Source organism: Nocardia miyunensis NBRC 108239, assembly GCF_001613065.1.
In the GTDB taxonomy this organism is placed as follows: Bacteria; Actinomycetota; Actinomycetes; order Mycobacteriales; family Mycobacteriaceae; genus Nocardia; species Nocardia miyunensis.
Genome location: NZ_BDBQ01000034.1, coordinates 51,114 through 69,767, shown reverse-complemented (window position 1 = coordinate 69,767; position 18,654 = coordinate 51,114). Strand labels below are relative to the sequence as shown.

Genomic DNA, 18,654 nt, shown 5'->3' with positions numbered 1-18,654 from the left:
GCGGAAACTATCGCTGAGTCTGTCCGTCATGGAGGAAACTCGCGGAGCGGTGCGTGATGGGTGCCGATTCCGGTGACCCGTCGATAGCGTGACCGGCATGCGAAGTGATTCGGATGACTGGGATGTCACCACTGGTGTCGGGTCGACCGCGCTGTTCGTGGCGGCCGCGCGGACGCTGGCCGGACAGGACGACGAGCCGCTCGCGGTCGATCCGCTGGCCGGGCTGTTCCTGCGGGCCGCGGGCGGGGAATGGGCGCTGCTGGCCGATCCCGATCCCGAACTCACTCGCGACCACATCCTGCGGTCGCCGGATTTCGGGACGTCCTTCCGCGCCCACATCGCTGGGCGGACAAGGTATTTCGACGATTACCTGCGGACCGCGCGGGAAGCGGGCGTCGCGCAGGTGGTGATCCTGGCGGCGGGGCTCGACGCCCGCGCCTATCGGCTGGCCTGCCTCGAGGGCGCGGTGGTCTACGAACTCGATCGGCCGCAGGTGCTGGACTTCAAACGCGGGACGTTGGCCGACGCCGGAATCAAACCGCTCGCCGATCGCCGCGAGGTCGCGGTGGATCTGCGGGACGAATGGCTCGATGCCTTGCGGGGCAACGGTTTCGACCCGTCGGCGCCAACCGCCTGGCTGGTGGAGGGGCTGCTGATCTACATCACCCCGGACGCGCAGGATCAGCTGTTCAGCACACTCGATTCGGCCAGTGCGGCGGGCAGTCGCGCCGCCATCGAGCAGATGACGCCGCTGCCCCGGGAGTCCTACACCGAGCTGACCGAGTCCGAGCAGGCCGGTGACGAGGCCGGGAGCGATTGGGCGCGGCTGATCTACAACGAGCCGAGATCCGATGCGGCACAGTGGTTCTCCGAGCGCGGCTGGGATGCCGAGCGTACCGAGCTGGCGGACTGTCTGCGCGCCGCTGGTCGGCCGCTGCCGGTGGTCGAGCCGGGCAGGGGCACGTCAGCGCATCGCTGATCAATCTGGTGACCGTCGTCCGGCGGTGACGGTCGTCATCGATATCGGGACGCGAACGATATCGATGCGCAAGTGCGGCATACTGGGGAATTCCACCCGATGACCGACCAGCAGCATGGGAATCCCCTCGTGATCGTCGATGGAGTGCGCGAATCCTCCGTACTCGACCTGCTCGACCGGCAGGTCGTGCACGGCCTGGTGACCGATCCGCGCATCCCGTTCGCGAAACTCGGTGCGGTGCTGGGCGTTTCCGAGCAGACCGTCGCGCGGCGCTATCGTTCCCTGCGCGGGCGCGGCATCCTGCACATCTCCGGTCTGGTGAACGCGGTGCCGCTGGGCAGCACCCGGTGGATGCTGCGGCTGGGCTCGACTCCGGACAAGGCGCTGCGGCTGGCCGAATCGCTGGCGCGGCTGCCCGATGTCAGCTGGGTGGCCTTGCTGGCGACCGGTTCGGAGGTGACGTGCGTGAGTCGTCCGCGCACCGCGGAGCAGCGAGATGCGTTGCTGCTCAACATCCTTCCTCAAGCCAGCCAGGTTACGCGGTTGAACGCGTACGAGATCATCCACCGGTTCCCGCTCGACGAGGAGTGGCCGCGTTTCGGTGGTCTGCTCACCGCCGAACAGCGGGCGGCGCTGGGCTCCTCGACCCGGTCGATCGCCGATCCGGCGGGACCGGACGAGCCGATGGATCTGTCGGCGGACGACGAGGCGATGCTGACACTGCTGGGCCGTGACGGGCGCGCGTCGTACGCCCGGATCGCCGCCGAGACCGGCTGGAGTCCGACCCGGGCCGCGCGGCGGATGGCCGAGCTGGTGGAGGCCGGAGTGCTGTATTTCGATCTGGACTTCGCGATCGAGCGGATGGGATACGCGGTGCGCGCCTCGCTGTGGTTGCGGACCCGTCCGGCCGATCTGCACGCGGTGGGCACCGCCGTCGCCGCCTTCCCCGAGACGGCGTTCGCCGCCGCCACCACCGGCGCGACCAATCTGATCGCCTCGATCGTCTGCCGCGACACCGCGCATCTGTACCGGTACGTCACCGAGCGGCTGGGGTCGCTCGACGGCATCACCGATGTCGAGGTGACTCCCTCGCTGCGGGTGTTCAAGCAGGCGCAGGCGCTGATGGGCGCGGACCGTATCGCGGTGGTGCCGCCGGAGCGGAGGGCCTGAGCTGGTCGGGCGGTGCTGCCCGAGGAGATGGGTTCGGTGTGGTCAGGCGTCACGGGTGCTGCCCGAGGAGATGGGTTCGGTGTGGTCAGGCGTGTCGCTTGCCTCGAACACGTGTTCGTCTAAGCTTGGCGGCAGAACTTGTCGGTGCCGCCCTCTACTGTGGGCGCCAACCACACAACGATCACCCGTGAGAAGGGGAACCAGACGATGGCACCACAGGCCTACGATCGCGACAAGGCACTCGAGCTGGCCCTGGCCCAGGTCGAGAAGAGCTTCGGCAAGGGCGCGGTGATGCGCCTCGGGGAGGAGGCGCGCCAGCCCATCTCGGTCATTCCGACGGGATCGATCGCGCTGGACGTCGCCCTGGGCTTGGGCGGTCTGCCGCGCGGTCGCATCATCGAGATCTACGGTCCGGAATCCTCCGGTAAGACCACGCTCGCCATGCACGCGATCGCCAATGCCCAGGCCAACGGCGGCGTCGCGGCCATGATCGACGCCGAGCACGCCATGGATCCGGATTACGCCCGCAAGCTGGGTGTGGACACCGACGCGCTGCTGGTCTCCCAGCCCGACACCGGTGAGCAGGCACTCGAAATCGCCGATATGCTCGTGCGTTCCGGTGCGCTGGACATCATCGTCATCGACTCGGTGGCCGCGCTGGTGCCCCGCGCCGAGATCGAGGGCGAGATGGGCGACAGCCACGTCGGTCTGCAGGCCCGTCTGATGAGCCAGGCGCTGCGCAAGATGACCAGCGCGCTCAACAACTCCGGCACCACCGCCATCTTCATCAACCAGCTGCGCGAGAAGATCGGCGTCATGTTCGGCTCGCCCGAGACCACCACCGGTGGTAAGGCACTGAAGTTCTACGCCTCGGTGCGCCTGGACATCCGCCGGATCGAGACGCTCAAGGACGGTACCGACGCGGTCGGCAACCGCACTCGCGTCAAGGTCGTCAAGAACAAGGTGGCCCCGCCGTTCAAGCAGGCCGAGTTCGACATTCTCTACGGTGTGGGCATCTCCAAGGAGGGCTCGATCATCGATATGGGTGTCGAGCACGGATTCATCCGCAAGTCCGGCTCCTGGTACACCTACGAGGGCGATCAGCTCGGCCAGGGCAAGGAGAACGCGCGCAAGTTCCTGTTGGAGAACGTCGACGTGCGCAACGAGATCGAGAAGAAGATCAAGGAGAAGCTCGGCATCGGTGCCGATGTCACCGCAGACGCGGGTGCCGAGGCGCCCGTCGACTTCTAACCGATGCCGCACCGGGAACCGCCGGGGTCCGGGTCCGCCCGCGACCCCGGCGCGACTCGGCTCGAAGCGGTGGAGCGCCTGCGCCGCCAGCTCGAACAACTCGAGTCCGGTGAGCGTGCGCGCGCGGACGATTCCACGGAATCCTTTCGCCCACACCGCCGCCCGATCCGCAGAAAGTCGTCCGGCGCGGGGGAGGAGAGTGCCACCGGGCTGTGGCGTTCCGATGGTGGCCCGATCGGTTCGAACACCACGGGGTGTGAGTCGAGCGAGCAGGCTGACGGGGATCCGGTGCCCTGGCGTGCGATCGATGACCCCGCCCCAAGGCGAGATCACGAATACTGTTCCGGCGGAATGGATTCGGATGAGTTGTCCGAGGCCATGGATGCCCCGCCGGGGCGGTCGGGCCGTAGGGGGAGCGAGTCCGGCGCTGGGCGGCGATTCACGGATGATGTACCGGGGTCCGGGGCGGAGCGCTCAGGACGCCGTTCGCGGCGAGGGGAGGCGTCCGAACAGGAGACCTCGGCGGGGACCGAGGCACAGGCAAAGGATCTGTGTCTGCGGCTGCTGACCGATCGGGCTCGGAGCCGGGCCGAATTGGCGAACAAGTTGGCGGACAAGGGCTTTGCGCCCGAGGTCGCCGAGCGTGCCCTGGATCGGCTCGCCGCCGTCGGGCTGATCGACGATGCGGCATTCGCCGAGCAGTGGGTGCATTCGCGGCACACGTACTCCGGTAAGGGCAAGAAGGTGCTCGCCCAGGAACTGCGCCGCAAAGGCGTCGCCCCCGACGTCGCGGCTCCCGCCCTGGAATCCATCAGCGCCGACGACGAACAGACCCGCGCCGCCGACCTGGTCCATCGCAAGCTCCGCACCCTCCCCGCGGACCTGGACCGCGACAAGGCAACTCGACGTCTCGTGGGAATGCTGGCCCGCAAAGGCTACGACCCGTCCACCGCCTACACGGTCGTGAAGGCGGCAGTCGCCGAGGCCGATCTCCCGGCCCCGCCACGCCCGGAACACTCGGGATCAACCCTGCGTCGCACCGAATTCCCCGGCCGCACAGCATCGGACGATTCCCTCTCCGCCGCCGACACCACGTCAGGCGGTCGCCGCCGCACCGCCGATGCCGATGAGCACCACGCTTCGGACGACGACGCCGTCCGCACCGCTCGCAACGCCCTCTCCGATACCGACTCCGACGATGCGGCCATCGCCTTGATCCAACGCAAACTCCGAACCGCGACCCGAAACCTGGACCGCGACAAGCTGATCCGCCGCCTGGTAGGCATGCTCGCCCGCCGCGGCTACAACCAGTCCCGAGCCTATGCACTCGTCAAAGCCGAACTGGCAGCCGCGGACATCGGGTGATCCGGCACTCCGGATCCCCCCGGCCGATGTGGACGATCCCGCGGTCGCCGAGCTTCTGTTCGCTGCGATCGGCGGTGATCGCTCCCGGCTCACCGCTGCGTGCGAGAGCTACCGCAATGATTGCGGCGCAGTACTTCTCGCGCTGGTCGTGCACGATCGTCCGATCGGTGTGGCGGGATACGCGCAAGACCGCGCCGGAATAACTCTCCGGCACATCGCCACGGCCGAGCCGCATCGTGGCACCGGTATCGGGCGGCGGCTGCTGGCCGAGATCCGTTCCCGCCATCCGGATTCGGATCTGGTGGCCGAAACAGACTCCGCATCCCTCGGCTTCTACCTCGCCGCGGGATTCGCCGCCACCTCGCTCGGCGAGAAGTATCCCGGGGTCGAAAGGTTTCGGGTGCGTCTGGCCAGGTTCTCGAGAAAGAGAGATTGCAGTGCCCAAGACTCATCATTATGAAGTGGATGTGACCTGGACCGGTAATACCGGGACGGGCACCAGCGGATATCGGGAATACGAGCGTGCGCACGATATCGCGGCGCTGGGTAAGCCGGTAATTCCCGGTACCGCCGACCCCGCGTTTCGGGGTGTTCCGGAGCGGTGGAATCCGGAGGAACTTCTGGTCGCCAGCCTGTCGCAGTGTCACATGCTCTGGTTTCTCGCACTGTGTGCGCAGGAGCGGATAGTCGTCACGGATTACACCGATCGTCCGTCCGGGACCATGGTCGAAACAGCCGATGGGGGCGGTCACTTCTCGGAAGTGGTGTTGCGTCCGCAGGTACGAACAGCTGAATCCCAGCACGTCGACCGGACTCGGATCCTTCACGAGCGCGCGCACAAGATGTGTTTCATCGCCAACTCGGTCAATTTCGAGGTGCGCTGCGAGCCGGTCGTATCGGACGTGGACGAATGAGCCGCGGAGCCCGACCGAGAGTGCCGGAGTTGTTCCGCTGGACCACAATTCCATGTTGAAGCCGCGGCGATCAGGTGGGATACGTCTGAAGATGATCCACGACGACGAAGGCGCTGGAGGGGCTGGCTGCGGTGACGGCCTTGCGGAGCGGGGCCAGTCCGCCGGTGTCCTTCGCGGGCCGACTCAGGGGGAGGTCGAAATCGTCCCAGTGCGTCGGGAGGATGTGGGGCGGGTTTCCCAGAGCATGTAGGAGGCGCGGGACGTAATCGTGCACATTCGAACCGCCGACGGGCAGGAGCAGGACGTCGGGGCGCAGGGTGCTCAGTTCGGATTCGATGTAGTTCGAACCGCCCAGGTTCAGGACCGAACCGCCGGGACCGTCGATCTGGTAGGCGAGCGTGCCGCCTTCGACGAGATCCGCGATGGTGCGAGGGCGCGGCGGTGGGGCTGCCGGACGCGTGCCCGGGAACGGTACGCGGGCACGGGGACCGAGTTGGGAATGCAGGGAGCGCAGCACCCGGATCTGGTGAGTGCCGCAGTCGATGTACTCGCCGCCCGACGCGATCGACAACTGGTCCTGCGGGGCGCCGAGGGCGATCAGGAGATTCAGGTGGGATTCGGTGCCGATCACCGTGGCACCGGTGCGGTGGGCCAGGTACGGGACGTCGGTGATGTGGTCGTAGTGCCCGTGGGTGACCAGAATGTGGTCGGCGCGCAGTTCGCCGCTGTCCACGTAGTGGTCGATCAGGGCGGTGTCCACCGACAGCGGCGTCGCCGGGTCGGCGCCCGCGGGGGTATAGGTGCCGGTGCGGAACCTCGTGAGCCATGGATCGATCAGCACCGTCCGGTCGCCGCTGGGAGCGGAGATCCGGATCTCCCAGCTGTTGTTGCCCCACCAGCGCAGCCGGATCCCGGTCAGCTGTCGTGCGCGTCGGGTGTTCTCCTCGGCGGTTCCGCAGGCCACGCCGCCTACCGTCGCCGCGGCACCCGCAGCTACGCCGAACAGTCCTCGGCGCGTCAGTGGCGGAATATTTCCGTTCATTCGTCCTGATTCGATTCTGTTGTGTCCGTGCAGGATTGGTCTCAACTCAATGCCGTGACCGCCGCGTTCGCGGCCTGGGCGATGAGGGCGTTGTCGTAGGTGTCGTCGTGGCCGTGGCGGGTGGACATGACGGCGAGGACGAGCGGGGCGCGATGGGGTGGCCACAGGACGGCGATGTCGTTGCGGGTGCCGTAATCGCCGTTGCCGGTCTTGTCGCCGACCACCCAATCGGCCGGGACACCGGCGCGGATGAGACCCGCACCGGTGGTGTTGGCGCGCAGCATCGTGGCCAGCAGTGCGCGATTGTCTGTGGGCAGTGCGGCGTCCAGGACGTAGGTTCGCAGATCGGCGGCGAAGGCGCGGGGTGTGCTGGTGTCGCGCGGATCGCCGGGGGTGGCGTCGCTGAGCATGGGTTCGAGACGGTCGCTCCGAGTCACCTGATCACCCAGATTCCGCAGGTCGCGTTGGAAACCGGCGGGGCCGCCCATCAGCCCGAACAGGAGATTGGCCGCGGTGTTGTCGCTGTAGCGCACCGCGGCGTCCAGGAGATCCCGCACCGTCATCCCGTCGGCCACGTGCTGGCGGGTGATCGGCGCGTAGGCGGTGAGATCCGTTGCGGTGTAGGTGATCCGGCGATCCAGTTCGGCGTTGTTCGCGGTGGTCAGGATCGCGCCCGCTGCCAATGCCTTGAACGTGGAGCAGAATGCGAACCGCTCGTCGGCGCGGTACTCCACGGTGCGTCCGGACCCGGTGTCCAGCGCGAAAACCCCCAGGCGCGCACCGAATCGGCTTTCCAGCGCGCCGAATCGGCCTGATAGTTCGGTGCCGGCTACCGGCGTCGTCGGCGCGGCGGCAGAGGTTGTGGTCGTGGACGAACCGGACTGGTCCGAGCCGCATGCGCACAGCGACAGCAGGGCCGTGCCGACCGCGACAGTGGCTGCGGCCCGGTGGAACCGGACGGAATGGAACATCGATCTCGCCTCCCGATCGACTGCCGCACCGGAACGGGCGGCGTGGTGACGACGAGCCTGACACCGATCTTCGATGCCGTCCAAGACAGAAATCACCGAAACGATGCCGAATCGGCATAGACTGCGGCATCGTGGATATGGTCGCCGCTTGCCGGGCGTTCGTCTCGGTGAGCAGTCACGGCAGTTTCACCGCCGGGGCCGCCGCGGCGCGGATCCCGCAATCGGTGGCCAGCCGTCGCATCGCCGCGCTGGAACAGCATTTCGGGGCCCGGCTGCTCGACCGGACCTCGCGCACCGCGACACTCACCGCCTTCGGCCGCGACATGCTGCCCTCGGCGCGGCGCTTGGTCGAACTCGCCGAGGCGATGCGGGACGAGGCCGAACGCGCCCGCAGCCGCCCGTTCCGGATGGCGGTGCCCGCCGTCTGCGGCCCGCTCCCGCTGGCCCGCCTGGTCGCCGACGGCACAGCCCGCGGCCTCACCCTCGACCTGCATCCGGCGGACCCGCGCGAACGCGCCGAGCTGGCCCGCACCCAGGAGGTGCGGGCGGCCCTGGTCGCGGTGCCCGCCGATCGTGCGGTCTGGCGAATCCCGTTGGGGCTGGCCGATACCGGCGGCCCGCACAGCACGCCGATCTACCTCGAGACACTGCGTGCCGGACGCGCCGACCGCGACAGCCCTCGCCGCCGAGTCTGGCTCCAGCCGGAGGACGATGTGCCGCACATCCGCGACCGCATCATCCGCCTGCGCGATTCGCTCGGCCTGCAACCCGTCCAGGTCGTCGTCGGTCAGCCCCTCGTCACCGCCGCGGCCGCGGTCCTGGCCTCCGAGGATCTGCTGCTCTGCTCACCGACCCAAGCCGCCGAATTCGGCCTGAACTGGCGACCCATCGGCGAACTGGACCCGGCCCGCGGCTACGACATCGCCGCCGCCTACCCGGAGGACGCCGACCGCGTCGCCACCCTGCCCCACCGCGTGATCGCCCGCTGCCTGGGCCTGCCGCACATCGGCGAGGGAACCGACACTGCTGCTGGGCTCCGGTCGTGATGGTGCGGTGGTCCGTGGTTGTGATGGTGAGCAGTCGGCGATTCGGACCCGGCCCGTGGCTACGATGTCGCCGTCGCCCAGCTCGCGGACGCCGACTGCATCGCCACCCGCCTCACCGTGTGATCGCCCGCTGCCTGGGCCTGCCGCACGTCGGTGAGGGAATCGACACTGCTGCTGGGCTGCGGTCGTGATCGCCCGCTGCCTGGGCCTGCCGCACATCGGCGAGGGAACGACCACCGCCGACGGTTTGCGGTCGTGATGATGGGTGATCGGTGAATGGGCCTTCGGTCGGACATACCCGGCGACGCGCTCGCGTCGGTGGCCGTGCGGCGACCCCGGACTCGATCGGCCTGTTCGATGGGGCCCGGGACGGCGGTGCCGGGCGATACCGCGGGCATGACAACGGTGCTTCGTTCATGAGAAGGGTTGTGCGGCAATGGGGATGACCAGGGCGCTGCGGGCGGCGCGGCAGGAGTTGGACGATGCCGGGTTGCGCGGGTCGATTCTGGTGCGGGATCTGGACAGCGGGGACGAGCTCGGGGTCGACGCGGAGCTGGAGTGGCCGATCGCCTCGCTGGTGAAGGTGCCGCTGGTGGTGGCCACGCTGGAGCGGGTCGGGCGGGGGGAACTCGATCCGGCCACGCCGATCACGGTGCGGCCGGGGGCGATCGCCACGCCGGGGCCGATCGGGGTGGCGAAATTCCGGTATCCCGCCACCATCGCGCTGGATGACCTGCTGTATCTGAGCATCGCCATCAGCGACAGTTCCGCGGCCGACGCGCTGTTCGCCCTGACGCCGCCCGCCGCGGTGAGCGCCGAACTGCGGCGGCTCGGCTACGACGGGATCGCCGTGCGGCATCTGATGGACGATCTGACCCACACGCCGGCCGAGGCGTTCGAGCAGGCCCAGGCGTATCTGGCCCACACACTCGCCATCGAGGCCGCGACGGCGGGACACGGTCATCCGGTGCCGCAGCTGGACGTCGGGAGTGCGAACACCGGCTCGGCCCGCGCCTTCGCGGATCTGCTACAGGGGCTGTGGCGACCGACCACCATCACCGAACCGGCCGCCGCACGGACTCGGGAGCTGATGGCGGACAACGTGATTCGGCACCGCCTCGCGCCTGATTTCAGCTCCGATGCCTCGCGCTGGTCCTCCAAGACCGGCTCGTTGCTGAACTTCCGTCACGAGGTCGGCGTCGTCGAACACGCCGACGGGCAGACCCTCGCCGTCGCGGCCCTGACTCAGTCCCGCGTTCCCGCCGTACTCCAGCCGGGCGCGGAGGCGATCATGGCCAAGGCCGCTCGAATCATCCACAACGAGTTGCGAATCCGCCCCTGAGTGAGACTTCGGGTGAACCGTCGCGGCCACCGGTGGATGCCGTATGCCCGCCGTGTAGCGCATCTCCGAGCGCGTCCAGGTGGCCTGTGAGCGTGATCAGGCGTTCAGTTCGCGCTTCGAGTGTTGCTGCGCTGTGGTCGAGCCTTTATGGGTACGGCAGGTTCAGAGGGTGAATGCCGGGGTGTCGGAATGCCCTATGACACGGGCGATCTGGGCGCACAGCTGAACCGGGCGTTTGACATCGGTGGACGCCTTGCCGCTGGTCAGAATCGCACCGGACAGTCCGCGAGCCGGATCTGCCCAGCCGTACTGGGTGGTCAAACCGCTACGACCGAAATGGGATTCGGTGTTCCGGCCGAATTTCGACCGGCGTCCGCCGAGCTCGAATCCGGCGCGGCTGACCTTTCCCGCGGCGCCGGGTATCCACTTCGCCGGGGCGGCCGCCATTCGGACGGTCTCGGGTTTCATGATCTGCACGCCGTCCAATTCGCCTCCGCGCGTGAGGATCTCGTAGAAGCGCGACAACTCCGCGGCGGTGGTGACGAGATTGCCCGAGGGCAGTTCGGCGGTGAGGAAATCACGATTCTTCTCCGCCGACATCGGCCCGCTCAACGCGCCGCCGAGCGCCTTGTGCGCCAGGAACTTCATCACCGGGGACGGTTTCGGGCCCGTCTTGACGCTGGGCACCACCTGCTCGACATCCTCTGCCCGCACCCCGAAACTGGTCCACCGGAAGCCCAGCGGGTCCAGGATCTGCTCGGCCAGATGATCGCGCATCCGTTTCCCCGTGACGCGCTGCACCAGCAACCGCTGGATCAGCCCACCGGTCATCGCGTGATAAACCCGGAACCGCCCCCGCGGCCAGGCGGGAGTCAGATCGGCCAGCGCCCGCGCGGCCAGCTCATCGTCCACCACCAGCTCGAAACCCCGGTACGGTCCCGTCACGAACGGCACGCCCGCCGCATGGGACAGCACGTCACCGATGGTGATCGACTCCTTGCCGTGCGCGGCGAATTCGGGGATGTGCTGGGCGACCGGATCCTCGTATTCGAAGAATCCCTGCTCGATGAGCATGGCCATGATCGCCGCGGCGACGCCCTTCGCGGTGGAGAATCCGCAGAACGGCATGTCCGGGGTCAGCAGTACTTTTTCGGCGGCGGGATCGTCGCCGGGCGCGTTACCCCAGCCGTGCCCGATGGCGCGATCGAGCACGATGCGGCCGTTGCGCCGCAGGCAGATCTGGATCGCGGGGGTGGTGCCCAGCCGGTACCACTGCCGCACCGAACCCCACACCGCCTCGACCTGCGCCTTGCTCAGCCCGGCGGCGGCCGGATCGTCCTCGTCTCCGATCGTGGTCACCGCTTCCAGGTCCTCGGCAACCGTCACCAGCGCTGCGGGTGTGCTCATCCGGCCAGCATAGGTCGGCCTGGGCGACGGATCACTTCACGCACTGCGCCGAACCATGGACCGCCATGATCTCGACGATGCACCGCCCCTGGGGCGCGGGTCACCACGTCATAACGTCGTGGAATTCTCCACCGTGCGCGGGTTTGGACCGTGCGTGGGTTTGTGACCCTGTGCAGGGGCGTGACCCTGTGCGGGGGCGTGACCGTGTGCGGGGGCGTGACGACCGGTGAGGTGTGCGTCGGGCTCCCCGTGCGGAACCCGACGCCTCTACTGCCGTCCTCAGACCGCGGCGAATCCGGTCCGCAGATCGGCGAGGATGTCCTCGATCCCCTCGATGCCGACCGCCAGGCGAACCAGGCCCGGGGTGACGCCCGCGGCGAGCTGCTCCTCCGGAGTCAGCTGCGAGTGGGTGGTCGAGGCCGGGTGGATCACCAGCGAGCGGACGTCACCGATATTGGCGACGTGGCTGTGCAGGGTCAGCGCCTCCACGAAACGCTTCCCGGCGTCAACGCCACCGGCCAGCTCGAATCCGATGATCGCGCTGGTTCCCTTGGGCGCCAACTGCTTTCCGCGCTCGTACCACGGCGAGGAGGGCAGGCCCGCGTACGCGACGGAGGTGACTTCCGAACGCTCGGAAAGGAATTCGGCGACCGCCTGGGCATTCTGCACGTGCCGCTCCACCCGCAGGCTCAGCGTCTCGAGGCCCTGGCTGATCAGGAACGCGTTGAACGGCGCGATGGCCGAGCCCAGGTCGCGCAGCAGTTGCACGCGGGCCTTGAGCGCATACGCGGGAGCGCCCAGCTCCGCGTAGACCACCCCGTGGTAGCTGGCGTCGGGCTCCACGAAACCGGGGAAACGCGGCTTGCCGTCGGCGTCCTTCCCGGTCCAGTCGAAGTTGCCGCCGTCGACGATCACACCGGCGATCGCCGCACCGTGGCCGCCCAGGTACTTGGTCGCCGAGTGCACCACGATATCGGCGCCGTGCTTCAGCGGCTGGATCAAATACGGTGTGGGAACGGTGTTGTCGACGATCAGCGGCACACCGGCCGCATGCGCGACCTCCGCGATGCCGGGGATGTCCAGGATGTGGTTCTGCGGGTTGGAGACCGTTTCGCCATAGAGCGCCTTGGTATTCGGGCGGATCGCCGCACGCCACTGCTCCAGATCGTCCGGGTCCTCGACGAATTCGACGGTGATGCCGAGCTTGGGCAGCGTGTAGTGGAAAAGGTTGTAGGTGCCGCCGTACAGCCGCGGGCTGGACACGATGTGGTCACCGGCCCCGGCGATGTTCAGCAGCGCGAAGGTCTCCGCGGCCTGCCCGGAGGACAGCAGCAGTGCGGCCACGCCGCCCTCGAGCGAGGCGATCCGCTGCTCGACCGCGTCCTGGGTGGGGTTGGCGATGCGGGTGTAGATGTTGCCGGGCTCGGCGAGGCCGAACAGCGCCGCCGCGTGCGCGGTGTCGCGGAAGGTGTACGAGGTGGTCTGGTAGATCGGCAGCGCGCGGGCGTTGGTGGTGTCGTCCGGCACCTGTCCGACGTGGATCTGCTTGGTCTCGAAACTCCAAGCGGCACTTGGGTCTTCGGGGGCGGTCGAATCGGGCTGAGGAGACTCGTTGGCGGTCATTCGGCAACGGTAGAAATGATGCTCTCGCCAGGAAATATTTTCACGCTGCGTGAGTCCAAAATCGGCCGCGAACCGCGAGCTTACGGGCACGTCGAACCGGTCGCGGACCGGCCGGTCAGTACCGGTTGACGGTCGGCGGTGCGGGGATCGGGAAGTCCGCGCCGAGGTTCCGGGTCAGCGCGGTCTGCCAGGGTTCGGCGGGATCGGTGAGCATCGCGCTTATCGCGTCGTCGATCCGGTCGCGAGATTCCTTGTCGCCCTTGCGTAATCCGATGCCGTAGAGCTCCTGCACCGGCCGGCCGTCGAGGGTGATCGGGCCGAGCAGCTTCAGCAGCCGGGGCGAGCGCGCCTGATAGCCCGCCAGGATGATGTCGTCGGTGGTGACCGCGTCGACCATCTTGCTCTGCAACGCCTCGACGCACAGCGAATAGGTGTCGTACTCGATCAGTTTCACGCCCTGCGGGAACTCCCGCTTCACCTGCTCGGCGGATGTGGACCCCGCCACCGTGCACAGGGTGCTGCCCGCGGGCAGCGAGTTCGGATCGTGGATGGCGGTGTTGTCCGCGCGGATCAGCAGGGCCTGATGCGCGATGAAGTAGGGCCCGGCGAAATCGACCTTCTGCTTGCGCTGGTCGGTGATCGAATAGGAGGCCACGACCATGTCCACCTGCCCGCCCTGGATCAGCCGCTCGCGCTGGGCCGAGGGCGCCTCCTTGAACGTGATGTTCCGCGCCGCGACACCCAGCTTGCCCGCGACGTACTTCGCGACGTCCACATCGAAACCGGAGAACGTGCCGTCCCGGTTCTGCAGACCCATCCCGGGCTGATCGAATTTGATGCCGACGCTGAGCTTTCCGGCCGCGGCGTCCTGGACGGCGGTTCTGGGACCGCCCGACCCGCATCCGCTCGCCACGACCGTGAGTACCAGAACGCCGATGCCGAGGCGCAGTGCCCGGGTGAACCTCATCGAATGCCCTCTCTGCTGAACGACGGACCGTGCCGAGTGCGGATCGGTGGCATTCCCAGTGTGCGGCAACGCCGGTCGATGATTCAGGATCTCGCCCACGAAGCCCCTCGGCGCGCCGGACCGGCATCGCCCCCGCTCGGCCCCGGGGAACGGGCCGAATCGGATTTGCGTACTACCGATACCCTGGACAGGTGAATTCGTCGATGCAGGTGGCAGCAGGTGCCGCGGAAGGAGCGGTGGCCGCCGCGGACACGACCCGTACCTACGAGGTGCGCACGTACGGGTGCCAGATGAACGTGCACGACTCCGAACGGCTCTCGGGCCTGCTCGAGGATGCCGGATATCATCGGGCCGCGCCGGGCGCGACCGCGGATCTGGTGGTCTTCAACACCTGCGCGGTGCGTGAGAACGCGGACAACAAGCTCTACGGCACGCTCGGCCATCTGGCCCCGATCAAGGCCGATCGGCCCGGTATGCAGATCGCCGTCGGCGGCTGCCTGGCGCAGAAGGATCGCGACACCGTACTGCGCCGGGCGCCGTGGGTGGACGTGGTGTTCGGCACGCACAACATCGGTTCGCTGCCGGTGCTGCTGGAGCGGGCCCGGCACAACGAACAGGCGCAGGTCGAGATCCTCGAATCGCTCGAGGCGTTCCCCTCGACGCTGCCGGCCAAGCGCGAGTCGGCCTATGCCGGCTGGGTGTCCATCTCGGTGGGCTGCAACAACACCTGCACCTTCTGCATCGTGCCGTCGCTGCGCGGCAAAGAGGTCGACCGGCGTCCCGGCGATGTGCTCGCCGAGGTGCAGGCGCTGGTCGATCAGGGCGTGCTCGAGGTGACCCTGCTGGGGCAGAACGTCAATTCCTACGGGGTGAACTTCGCGGACCCCGGCGAGCCGCGCGACCGGGGTGCGTTCGCACAACTGCTGCGCGCCTGCGGGAGTATCGAGGGGCTCGAGCGGGTCCGGTTCACCTCACCGCATCCGGCCGAATTCACCGACGACGTCATCGAGGCGATGGCGCAGACCCCGAACGTGTGCCCGCAGCTGCACATGCCGCTGCAATCGGGTTCGGATCGGGTGCTCAAGGCCATGCGCCGGTCCTATCGTTCGGCGCGTTACCTGGGCATCATCGAGAAGGTGCGTGCCGCGATGCCGCACGCCGCGATCACCACCGACATCATCGTGGGCTTCCCGGGGGAAACCGAGGAGGACTTCCAGCAGACCCTGGACGTGGTGCGGCAGGCGCGGTTCACCAGCGCGTTCACCTTCCAGTACTCGATCCGTCCGGGGACGCCCGCGGCCACCATGGCCGATCAGGTGCCCAAGGCGGTGGTGCAGGAACGGTACGACCGGCTCATCGCGTTGCAGGAGGAGATCTCGCTCGAGGCCAACCGGGCGTTGCTCGGCACCGAGGTCGAACTGCTGGTCGCCGAGGGCGCGGGCAAGAAGAACGCCGCCACCGCTCGGATGAGCGGACGGGCCCGCGACGGTCGGCTCGTGCACTTCCGGCCGCCCGCGCAGAACTCCATCCGGCCCGGCGACATCGTGCGCGTCGTGCTCACCGGGGCCGCGCCGCACCACCTGATCGCCGACAGCGAGATCCGCGAGCACCGCCGCACCCGCGCGGGCGATTCGCACGAGCGCGGCATCACGCCCAAGACCGCTCCCATCGGCGTCGGGCTCGGCCTGCCGCGGATCGGCGCACCGGAACCGCTGCCCGCCGCCGCGGGCTGCGGGTCCGGGTGCGAGGTGTGATCGGGCGCGCTATTACGACGTCGGGTCGTAGTGCCGTGACGTCGAGTCGTAGGGTGGGAGCGTGACTCGGTGGCGAAGGCCGGATGCCCGGCTCGAGGTGATGCGGAGACCGGATCACCCCATCGGAGAACCGCGACCAGTGGTGGAGAACTGATGCTCGAACATCCCGAAGACGAAACCCGGCCCGGCGGGCCGGCCTCGGCCGGTGCGGATGGCGGTCCCGGAGCGTCGGCCGATCGGGGGCCCGAGAGCGCCGAGCCGGACGGCGATACGAACGGCGAAGCCATTGCGCCACAGGGTGATTCGAACGCAGCTGGTGTCGTGTCGGACACGGTCGCGACGTCGGGAGCCGACGCCGTGTCCGAAACCGTGAGCAGCGATTCCCAGTCGAACGAGGAGCAGATGAATCCCGAGCAGACTCAGGTCTTCGAGTCCTATCACGACGATCTGGAGGCGGTCGAGCGCAAGATCGCCGGTGAGATCGATCCCGGCTATCGCGCGATGGTCGTCGCGGGCGCGGTCTTCGTGCTGCTGCTGACCCTGGTGCTCCCGCACACCGGTCACACCCGCGGAATGGACATCCTGCTGTTCGACCACACGGCCGTCGCCGACCACATCGGACTGCCTTCGCGGGTGTTCCAGTGGTTCGTGCTGATCTTCGGCATCGGCTTCTCCTCCCTGGCCCTGCTGACCCGTCGCTGGACCCTGGCATGGGTCGCGGTGGCCGGATCGGCGGTCGGCAGCGTCTTCGGCGTGCTGTCCATCTGGCATCGCCAGACCCCGGACCTGGGCAACTACCACGGCGCCGGACCGTCGATCGGCCTGATCCTCGGCGCGATCGCGATGATCGTGCTGACCTTCCACTGGCTCAAGGTGGTCTGGAGCCGCACCGCGGTCCAGCTCGAGGCCGAGGAGCAGCGCCGCCTCGCCGCCGCGGCCGAGGAAGAGCGCAGCCGCCGCTGGCTGCTGGGTGAGGACGAGGACAAGTAACCCGCGCCAGCGGTAATCGGACTCGACGTCAGCGTCGAGTCCGATTACCGCGCAACGTGATTCGGGGTGCCGTGATCAGCGGCGGGTGACCGCGCCCTCGGCGGCCTCGGCCCATTCACGCCACTGCTGGGCCTGTTCGAGAGCCTTGTCCGCATCGCGGGTGCGCCCGGCCGCCTGCGCCTTGGCCGCCTGCTCCTCGAACTGGGCGACGCGCTCGCGGAACTGCGCGGCGCGCGCCACGGCCTCGGGATCGGTGCGTCGCCACTGCGTGTCGGCCGCGTCGCGGACCTGCTTCTCGATCGCGCGCAACCGGCCCTCGAGTTCCTGCATGCGTTCGCGCGGCACCTTGCCGATCTCGTCCCACCGGTCCTGCAGATGCCGCAATTCGGTGCGCGCACCCTCCAGATCCGATTCCAGATGGGCCGCGATCCGGTGCTCGAAGCTGGACAGCAGTTCCACCTTGGCGGTCGCGTTCTGCTCGAATTCGGCGTCCCGCTCCGAGGCCGCGGCATTGCGCGCGCCGAAGAAGACGTCCTGCGCGTTCTTGAAACGCCGCCACAACTGATCATCGGCCTCGCGCGGGGCCCGGCCCGCGGCCTTCCACTCGGTCAGCAGATCGCGGAAGACCGACGCGGTGCCCGCCCAGTCGGTCGAGGAGGACAGCTCCTCGGCGCGCGCGCACAACTCCTCCTTGCGCGACTTGGCGGCGGCCCGTTCGCGATCGAGTTCGGCGAAATGCGCGCCGCGGCGGCGGTTGAACCCCTCACGGGCCTTGGAGAAGCGACGCCACAGGGCGTCGTCGACCTTGCGGTCCACCCCGCGGATGGTCTTCCACTCGTCCAGGATCTCGCGCAGCCGATCGCCCGCGGCCTTCCACTGGGTGGAGTCGGCGGCGATCTGCTCGGCCTCCGCGCACAGGGTCTCCTTGCGCTCGGTCTGCTCGTGCCGGGAGCGCTCCTTCTCCTCCTTGGCCTGCGCGGCCGCCTCGTCGGAGTGCTCGGCGATGGCCTGCAGGCGCCGGGCCAGGCCGTCGACATCGCCGATCACCGCCGCGGTGGGCAACGATTCGGCAAGCGCGAGGGCCGCGGTCTTGGTCTTGCGAGCGTCGGTTCCGGCCGCTAGACGCGCCTCGAGCAGGGCGACCTCGGTGGCCAGATCGTCGAAGCGACGGCCGAAGTGCGCCAGGCCCTCGGCGGCGTCACCGGCCTGCCAGGAACCGATCTCCCGCTCGCCTTCGGCGGTCTTGACCCATGCGGTGCCGTCGTCGTCGACGCGGCCCCAGCGGCTCGGGTCACTGACCGTAGGCACCACCACCGGATGCGGATGCTCCTGCGGCGCGCCCGGCGTGGGTTTGATCGCGTGCGGTTTGGGCGCGTCGTGCGATGCCGGCGCGTGGGGTTTGCGGGCACCCGGAATAGGGGTACCCGGCTTGGGTGCGCCCGGCCGCGGTGCGCCCGGCTTGGGCGCCGGAGGACCTGGCCGAGCCGCTGTATCGGCGGGCGTGGGTCCCTGTGCGGCGGAGGTGCTGGACTGCTGCGCCGTACCGGTATCCGGATGGGTAGCCTTCTCGGTTCCGCTGTTCTCGGTCATCACTCCTCGTCCCTGCCGCGCGTCACGGCTGCCTGGTTACGCCCTAGCTTCATCCCCATTCAACCAGCCGAACCGCAGATACGCCGCCTCTTATCGCGGGTGGCGCAGTGTGAACGGTGGCAGGCACGGCGAATACGTGCTAAAGACCCTTGCGGGAGGGGTCGTGCGTCCTCTTTCGGACCTATCCGGCAATTGGCCGAACGCTTCGGCGCACCCCGTCCGGACCGGCCGCGCCGCGCCGCC

General features: G+C 68.4%; 16 protein-coding genes and 1 pseudogene. 11 read left to right on the top strand and 6 right to left on the bottom strand.

Annotated features, from left to right (window positions below):
* Positions 1-97: 97 nt before the first annotated feature.
* The 7 genes and pseudogenes from NM2_RS13875 (at position 98) to NM2_RS13850 (ending at position 5,679) form a co-directional block, all read left to right on the top strand.
* A complete protein-coding gene (locus tag NM2_RS13875; RefSeq protein WP_067668695.1) occupies positions 98-979 on the top strand; it encodes an SAM-dependent methyltransferase in 882 nt (293 codons plus the stop codon).
* Positions 980-1,078: 99 nt separating this feature from the next.
* Positions 1,079-2,149, top strand: a complete 1,071-nt coding sequence (locus tag NM2_RS13870; protein WP_067668461.1) for an Lrp/AsnC family transcriptional regulator — start codon at positions 1,079-1,081, stop codon at positions 2,147-2,149.
* A gap of 207 nt (positions 2,150-2,356) precedes the next feature.
* Positions 2,357-3,400, top strand: coding sequence for a recombinase RecA (gene recA, locus NM2_RS13865; RefSeq protein WP_067668692.1), 1,044 nt, complete (start codon positions 2,357-2,359; stop codon positions 3,398-3,400).
* 378 nt (positions 3,401-3,778) lie between these two features.
* Positions 3,779-4,381: pseudogene (gene recX, locus NM2_RS53410) on the top strand (recombination regulator RecX); the annotation flags it as partial.
* Positions 4,364-4,765 (top strand): hypothetical protein, encoded by a 402-nt coding sequence (locus NM2_RS53405; RefSeq protein WP_439956872.1) that lies wholly within the window; start codon positions 4,364-4,366, stop codon positions 4,763-4,765. The pseudogene recX and the gene NM2_RS53405, both read left to right, overlap by 18 nt.
* Before the next feature lie 28 nt (positions 4,766-4,793).
* Positions 4,794-5,225 carry a GNAT family N-acetyltransferase gene (locus tag NM2_RS13855; RefSeq protein ID WP_169816173.1) on the top strand — a complete coding sequence of 144 codons (432 nt, stop codon included), beginning with the start codon at positions 4,794-4,796 and terminating at the stop codon, positions 5,223-5,225.
* Positions 5,203-5,679, top strand: a complete 477-nt coding sequence (locus NM2_RS13850) for an OsmC family protein (protein WP_067668457.1) — start codon at positions 5,203-5,205, stop codon at positions 5,677-5,679. The genes NM2_RS13855 and NM2_RS13850 overlap by 23 nt, the downstream gene beginning before the upstream one ends.
* Before the next feature lie 70 nt (positions 5,680-5,749).
* Here NM2_RS13850 and NM2_RS13845 read toward each other — a convergent pair whose 3' ends face one another.
* Both NM2_RS13845 and bla read right to left on the bottom strand, forming a co-directional pair.
* Complete coding sequence (locus NM2_RS13845) at positions 5,750-6,721, bottom strand: MBL fold metallo-hydrolase (protein WP_067668455.1); 972 nt, start codon at positions 6,719-6,721, stop codon at positions 5,750-5,752.
* A gap of 41 nt (positions 6,722-6,762) precedes the next feature.
* Positions 6,763-7,692, bottom strand: coding sequence for a class A beta-lactamase (gene bla / locus NM2_RS13840; protein ID WP_067668453.1), 930 nt, complete (start codon positions 7,690-7,692; stop codon positions 6,763-6,765).
* A 137-nt stretch (positions 7,693-7,829) separates the two neighbouring features.
* Between bla and NM2_RS13835 the strand changes: the two genes are divergently transcribed.
* Positions 7,830-8,738 (top strand): LysR family transcriptional regulator, encoded by a 909-nt coding sequence (locus NM2_RS13835; RefSeq protein WP_245718024.1) that lies wholly within the window; start codon positions 7,830-7,832, stop codon positions 8,736-8,738.
* A gap of 436 nt (positions 8,739-9,174) precedes the next feature.
* Positions 9,175-10,080 (top strand): serine hydrolase, encoded by a 906-nt coding sequence (locus NM2_RS13830; RefSeq protein WP_067668449.1) that lies wholly within the window; start codon positions 9,175-9,177, stop codon positions 10,078-10,080.
* A gap of 162 nt (positions 10,081-10,242) precedes the next feature.
* On the opposite strand, the gene NM2_RS13825 is transcribed toward NM2_RS13830, so the two are convergent.
* From NM2_RS13825 to NM2_RS13815, 3 genes are all read right to left on the bottom strand, one after another.
* Complete coding sequence (locus NM2_RS13825; protein ID WP_067668447.1) at positions 10,243-11,487, bottom strand: serine hydrolase; 1,245 nt, start codon at positions 11,485-11,487, stop codon at positions 10,243-10,245.
* A 279-nt stretch (positions 11,488-11,766) separates the two neighbouring features.
* Positions 11,767-13,110, bottom strand: coding sequence for a bifunctional o-acetylhomoserine/o-acetylserine sulfhydrylase (locus NM2_RS13820; protein ID WP_067668445.1), 1,344 nt, complete (start codon positions 13,108-13,110; stop codon positions 11,767-11,769).
* Positions 13,111-13,225: 115 nt separating this feature from the next.
* The gene (locus tag NM2_RS13815; protein WP_067668688.1) at positions 13,226-14,077 is read right to left on the bottom strand and encodes a glutamate ABC transporter substrate-binding protein; all 852 of its coding nucleotides are present in this window, start codon (positions 14,075-14,077) and stop codon (positions 13,226-13,228) included.
* A 203-nt stretch (positions 14,078-14,280) separates the two neighbouring features.
* On the opposite strand from NM2_RS13815, the gene miaB reads away from it, so the two are divergent.
* Both miaB and NM2_RS13805 read left to right on the top strand, forming a co-directional pair.
* Entirely contained in the window at positions 14,281-15,831 is a 1,551-nt protein-coding gene (gene miaB, locus NM2_RS13810) for a tRNA (N6-isopentenyl adenosine(37)-C2)-methylthiotransferase MiaB (RefSeq protein ID WP_067668686.1), read from the top strand.
* A 402-nt stretch (positions 15,832-16,233) separates the two neighbouring features.
* Positions 16,234-16,821 carry an Rv2732c family membrane protein gene (locus NM2_RS13805; RefSeq protein ID WP_067668684.1) on the top strand — a complete coding sequence of 196 codons (588 nt, stop codon included), beginning with the start codon at positions 16,234-16,236 and terminating at the stop codon, positions 16,819-16,821.
* Positions 16,822-16,896: 75 nt separating this feature from the next.
* On the opposite strand, the gene NM2_RS13800 is transcribed toward NM2_RS13805, so the two are convergent.
* A complete protein-coding gene (locus NM2_RS13800) occupies positions 16,897-18,411 on the bottom strand; it encodes a DUF349 domain-containing protein (protein ID WP_084530935.1) in 1,515 nt (504 codons plus the stop codon).
* Positions 18,412-18,654: the final 243 nt, after the last annotated feature.

Coding starts and splice junctions, on each gene's coding strand:
- NM2_RS13875 (WP_067668695.1), top strand. CDS start 98: ATGCGAAGTGATTCGGATGACTGGGATGTCACCACTGGTGTCGGGTCG.
- NM2_RS13870 (WP_067668461.1), top strand. CDS start 1,079: ATGACCGACCAGCAGCATGGGAATCCCCTCGTGATCGTCGATGGAGTG.
- recA (WP_067668692.1), top strand. CDS start 2,357: ATGGCACCACAGGCCTACGATCGCGACAAGGCACTCGAGCTGGCCCTG.
- NM2_RS13845 (WP_067668455.1), bottom strand. CDS start 6,721: ATGAACGGAAATATTCCGCCACTGACGCGCCGAGGACTGTTCGGCGTA.
- bla (WP_067668453.1), bottom strand. CDS start 7,692: ATGTTCCATTCCGTCCGGTTCCACCGGGCCGCAGCCACTGTCGCGGTC.
- NM2_RS13835 (WP_245718024.1), top strand. CDS start 7,830: ATGGTCGCCGCTTGCCGGGCGTTCGTCTCGGTGAGCAGTCACGGCAGT.
- NM2_RS13830 (WP_067668449.1), top strand. CDS start 9,175: ATGGGGATGACCAGGGCGCTGCGGGCGGCGCGGCAGGAGTTGGACGAT.
- NM2_RS13825 (WP_067668447.1), bottom strand. CDS start 11,487: ATGAGCACACCCGCAGCGCTGGTGACGGTTGCCGAGGACCTGGAAGCG.
- NM2_RS13820 (WP_067668445.1), bottom strand. CDS start 13,110: ATGACCGCCAACGAGTCTCCTCAGCCCGATTCGACCGCCCCCGAAGAC.
- NM2_RS13815 (WP_067668688.1), bottom strand. CDS start 14,077: ATGAGGTTCACCCGGGCACTGCGCCTCGGCATCGGCGTTCTGGTACTC.
- miaB (WP_067668686.1), top strand. CDS start 14,281: ATGCAGGTGGCAGCAGGTGCCGCGGAAGGAGCGGTGGCCGCCGCGGAC.
- NM2_RS13805 (WP_067668684.1), top strand. CDS start 16,234: ATGAATCCCGAGCAGACTCAGGTCTTCGAGTCCTATCACGACGATCTG.
- NM2_RS13800 (WP_084530935.1), bottom strand. CDS start 18,411: ATGACCGAGAACAGCGGAACCGAGAAGGCTACCCATCCGGATACCGGT.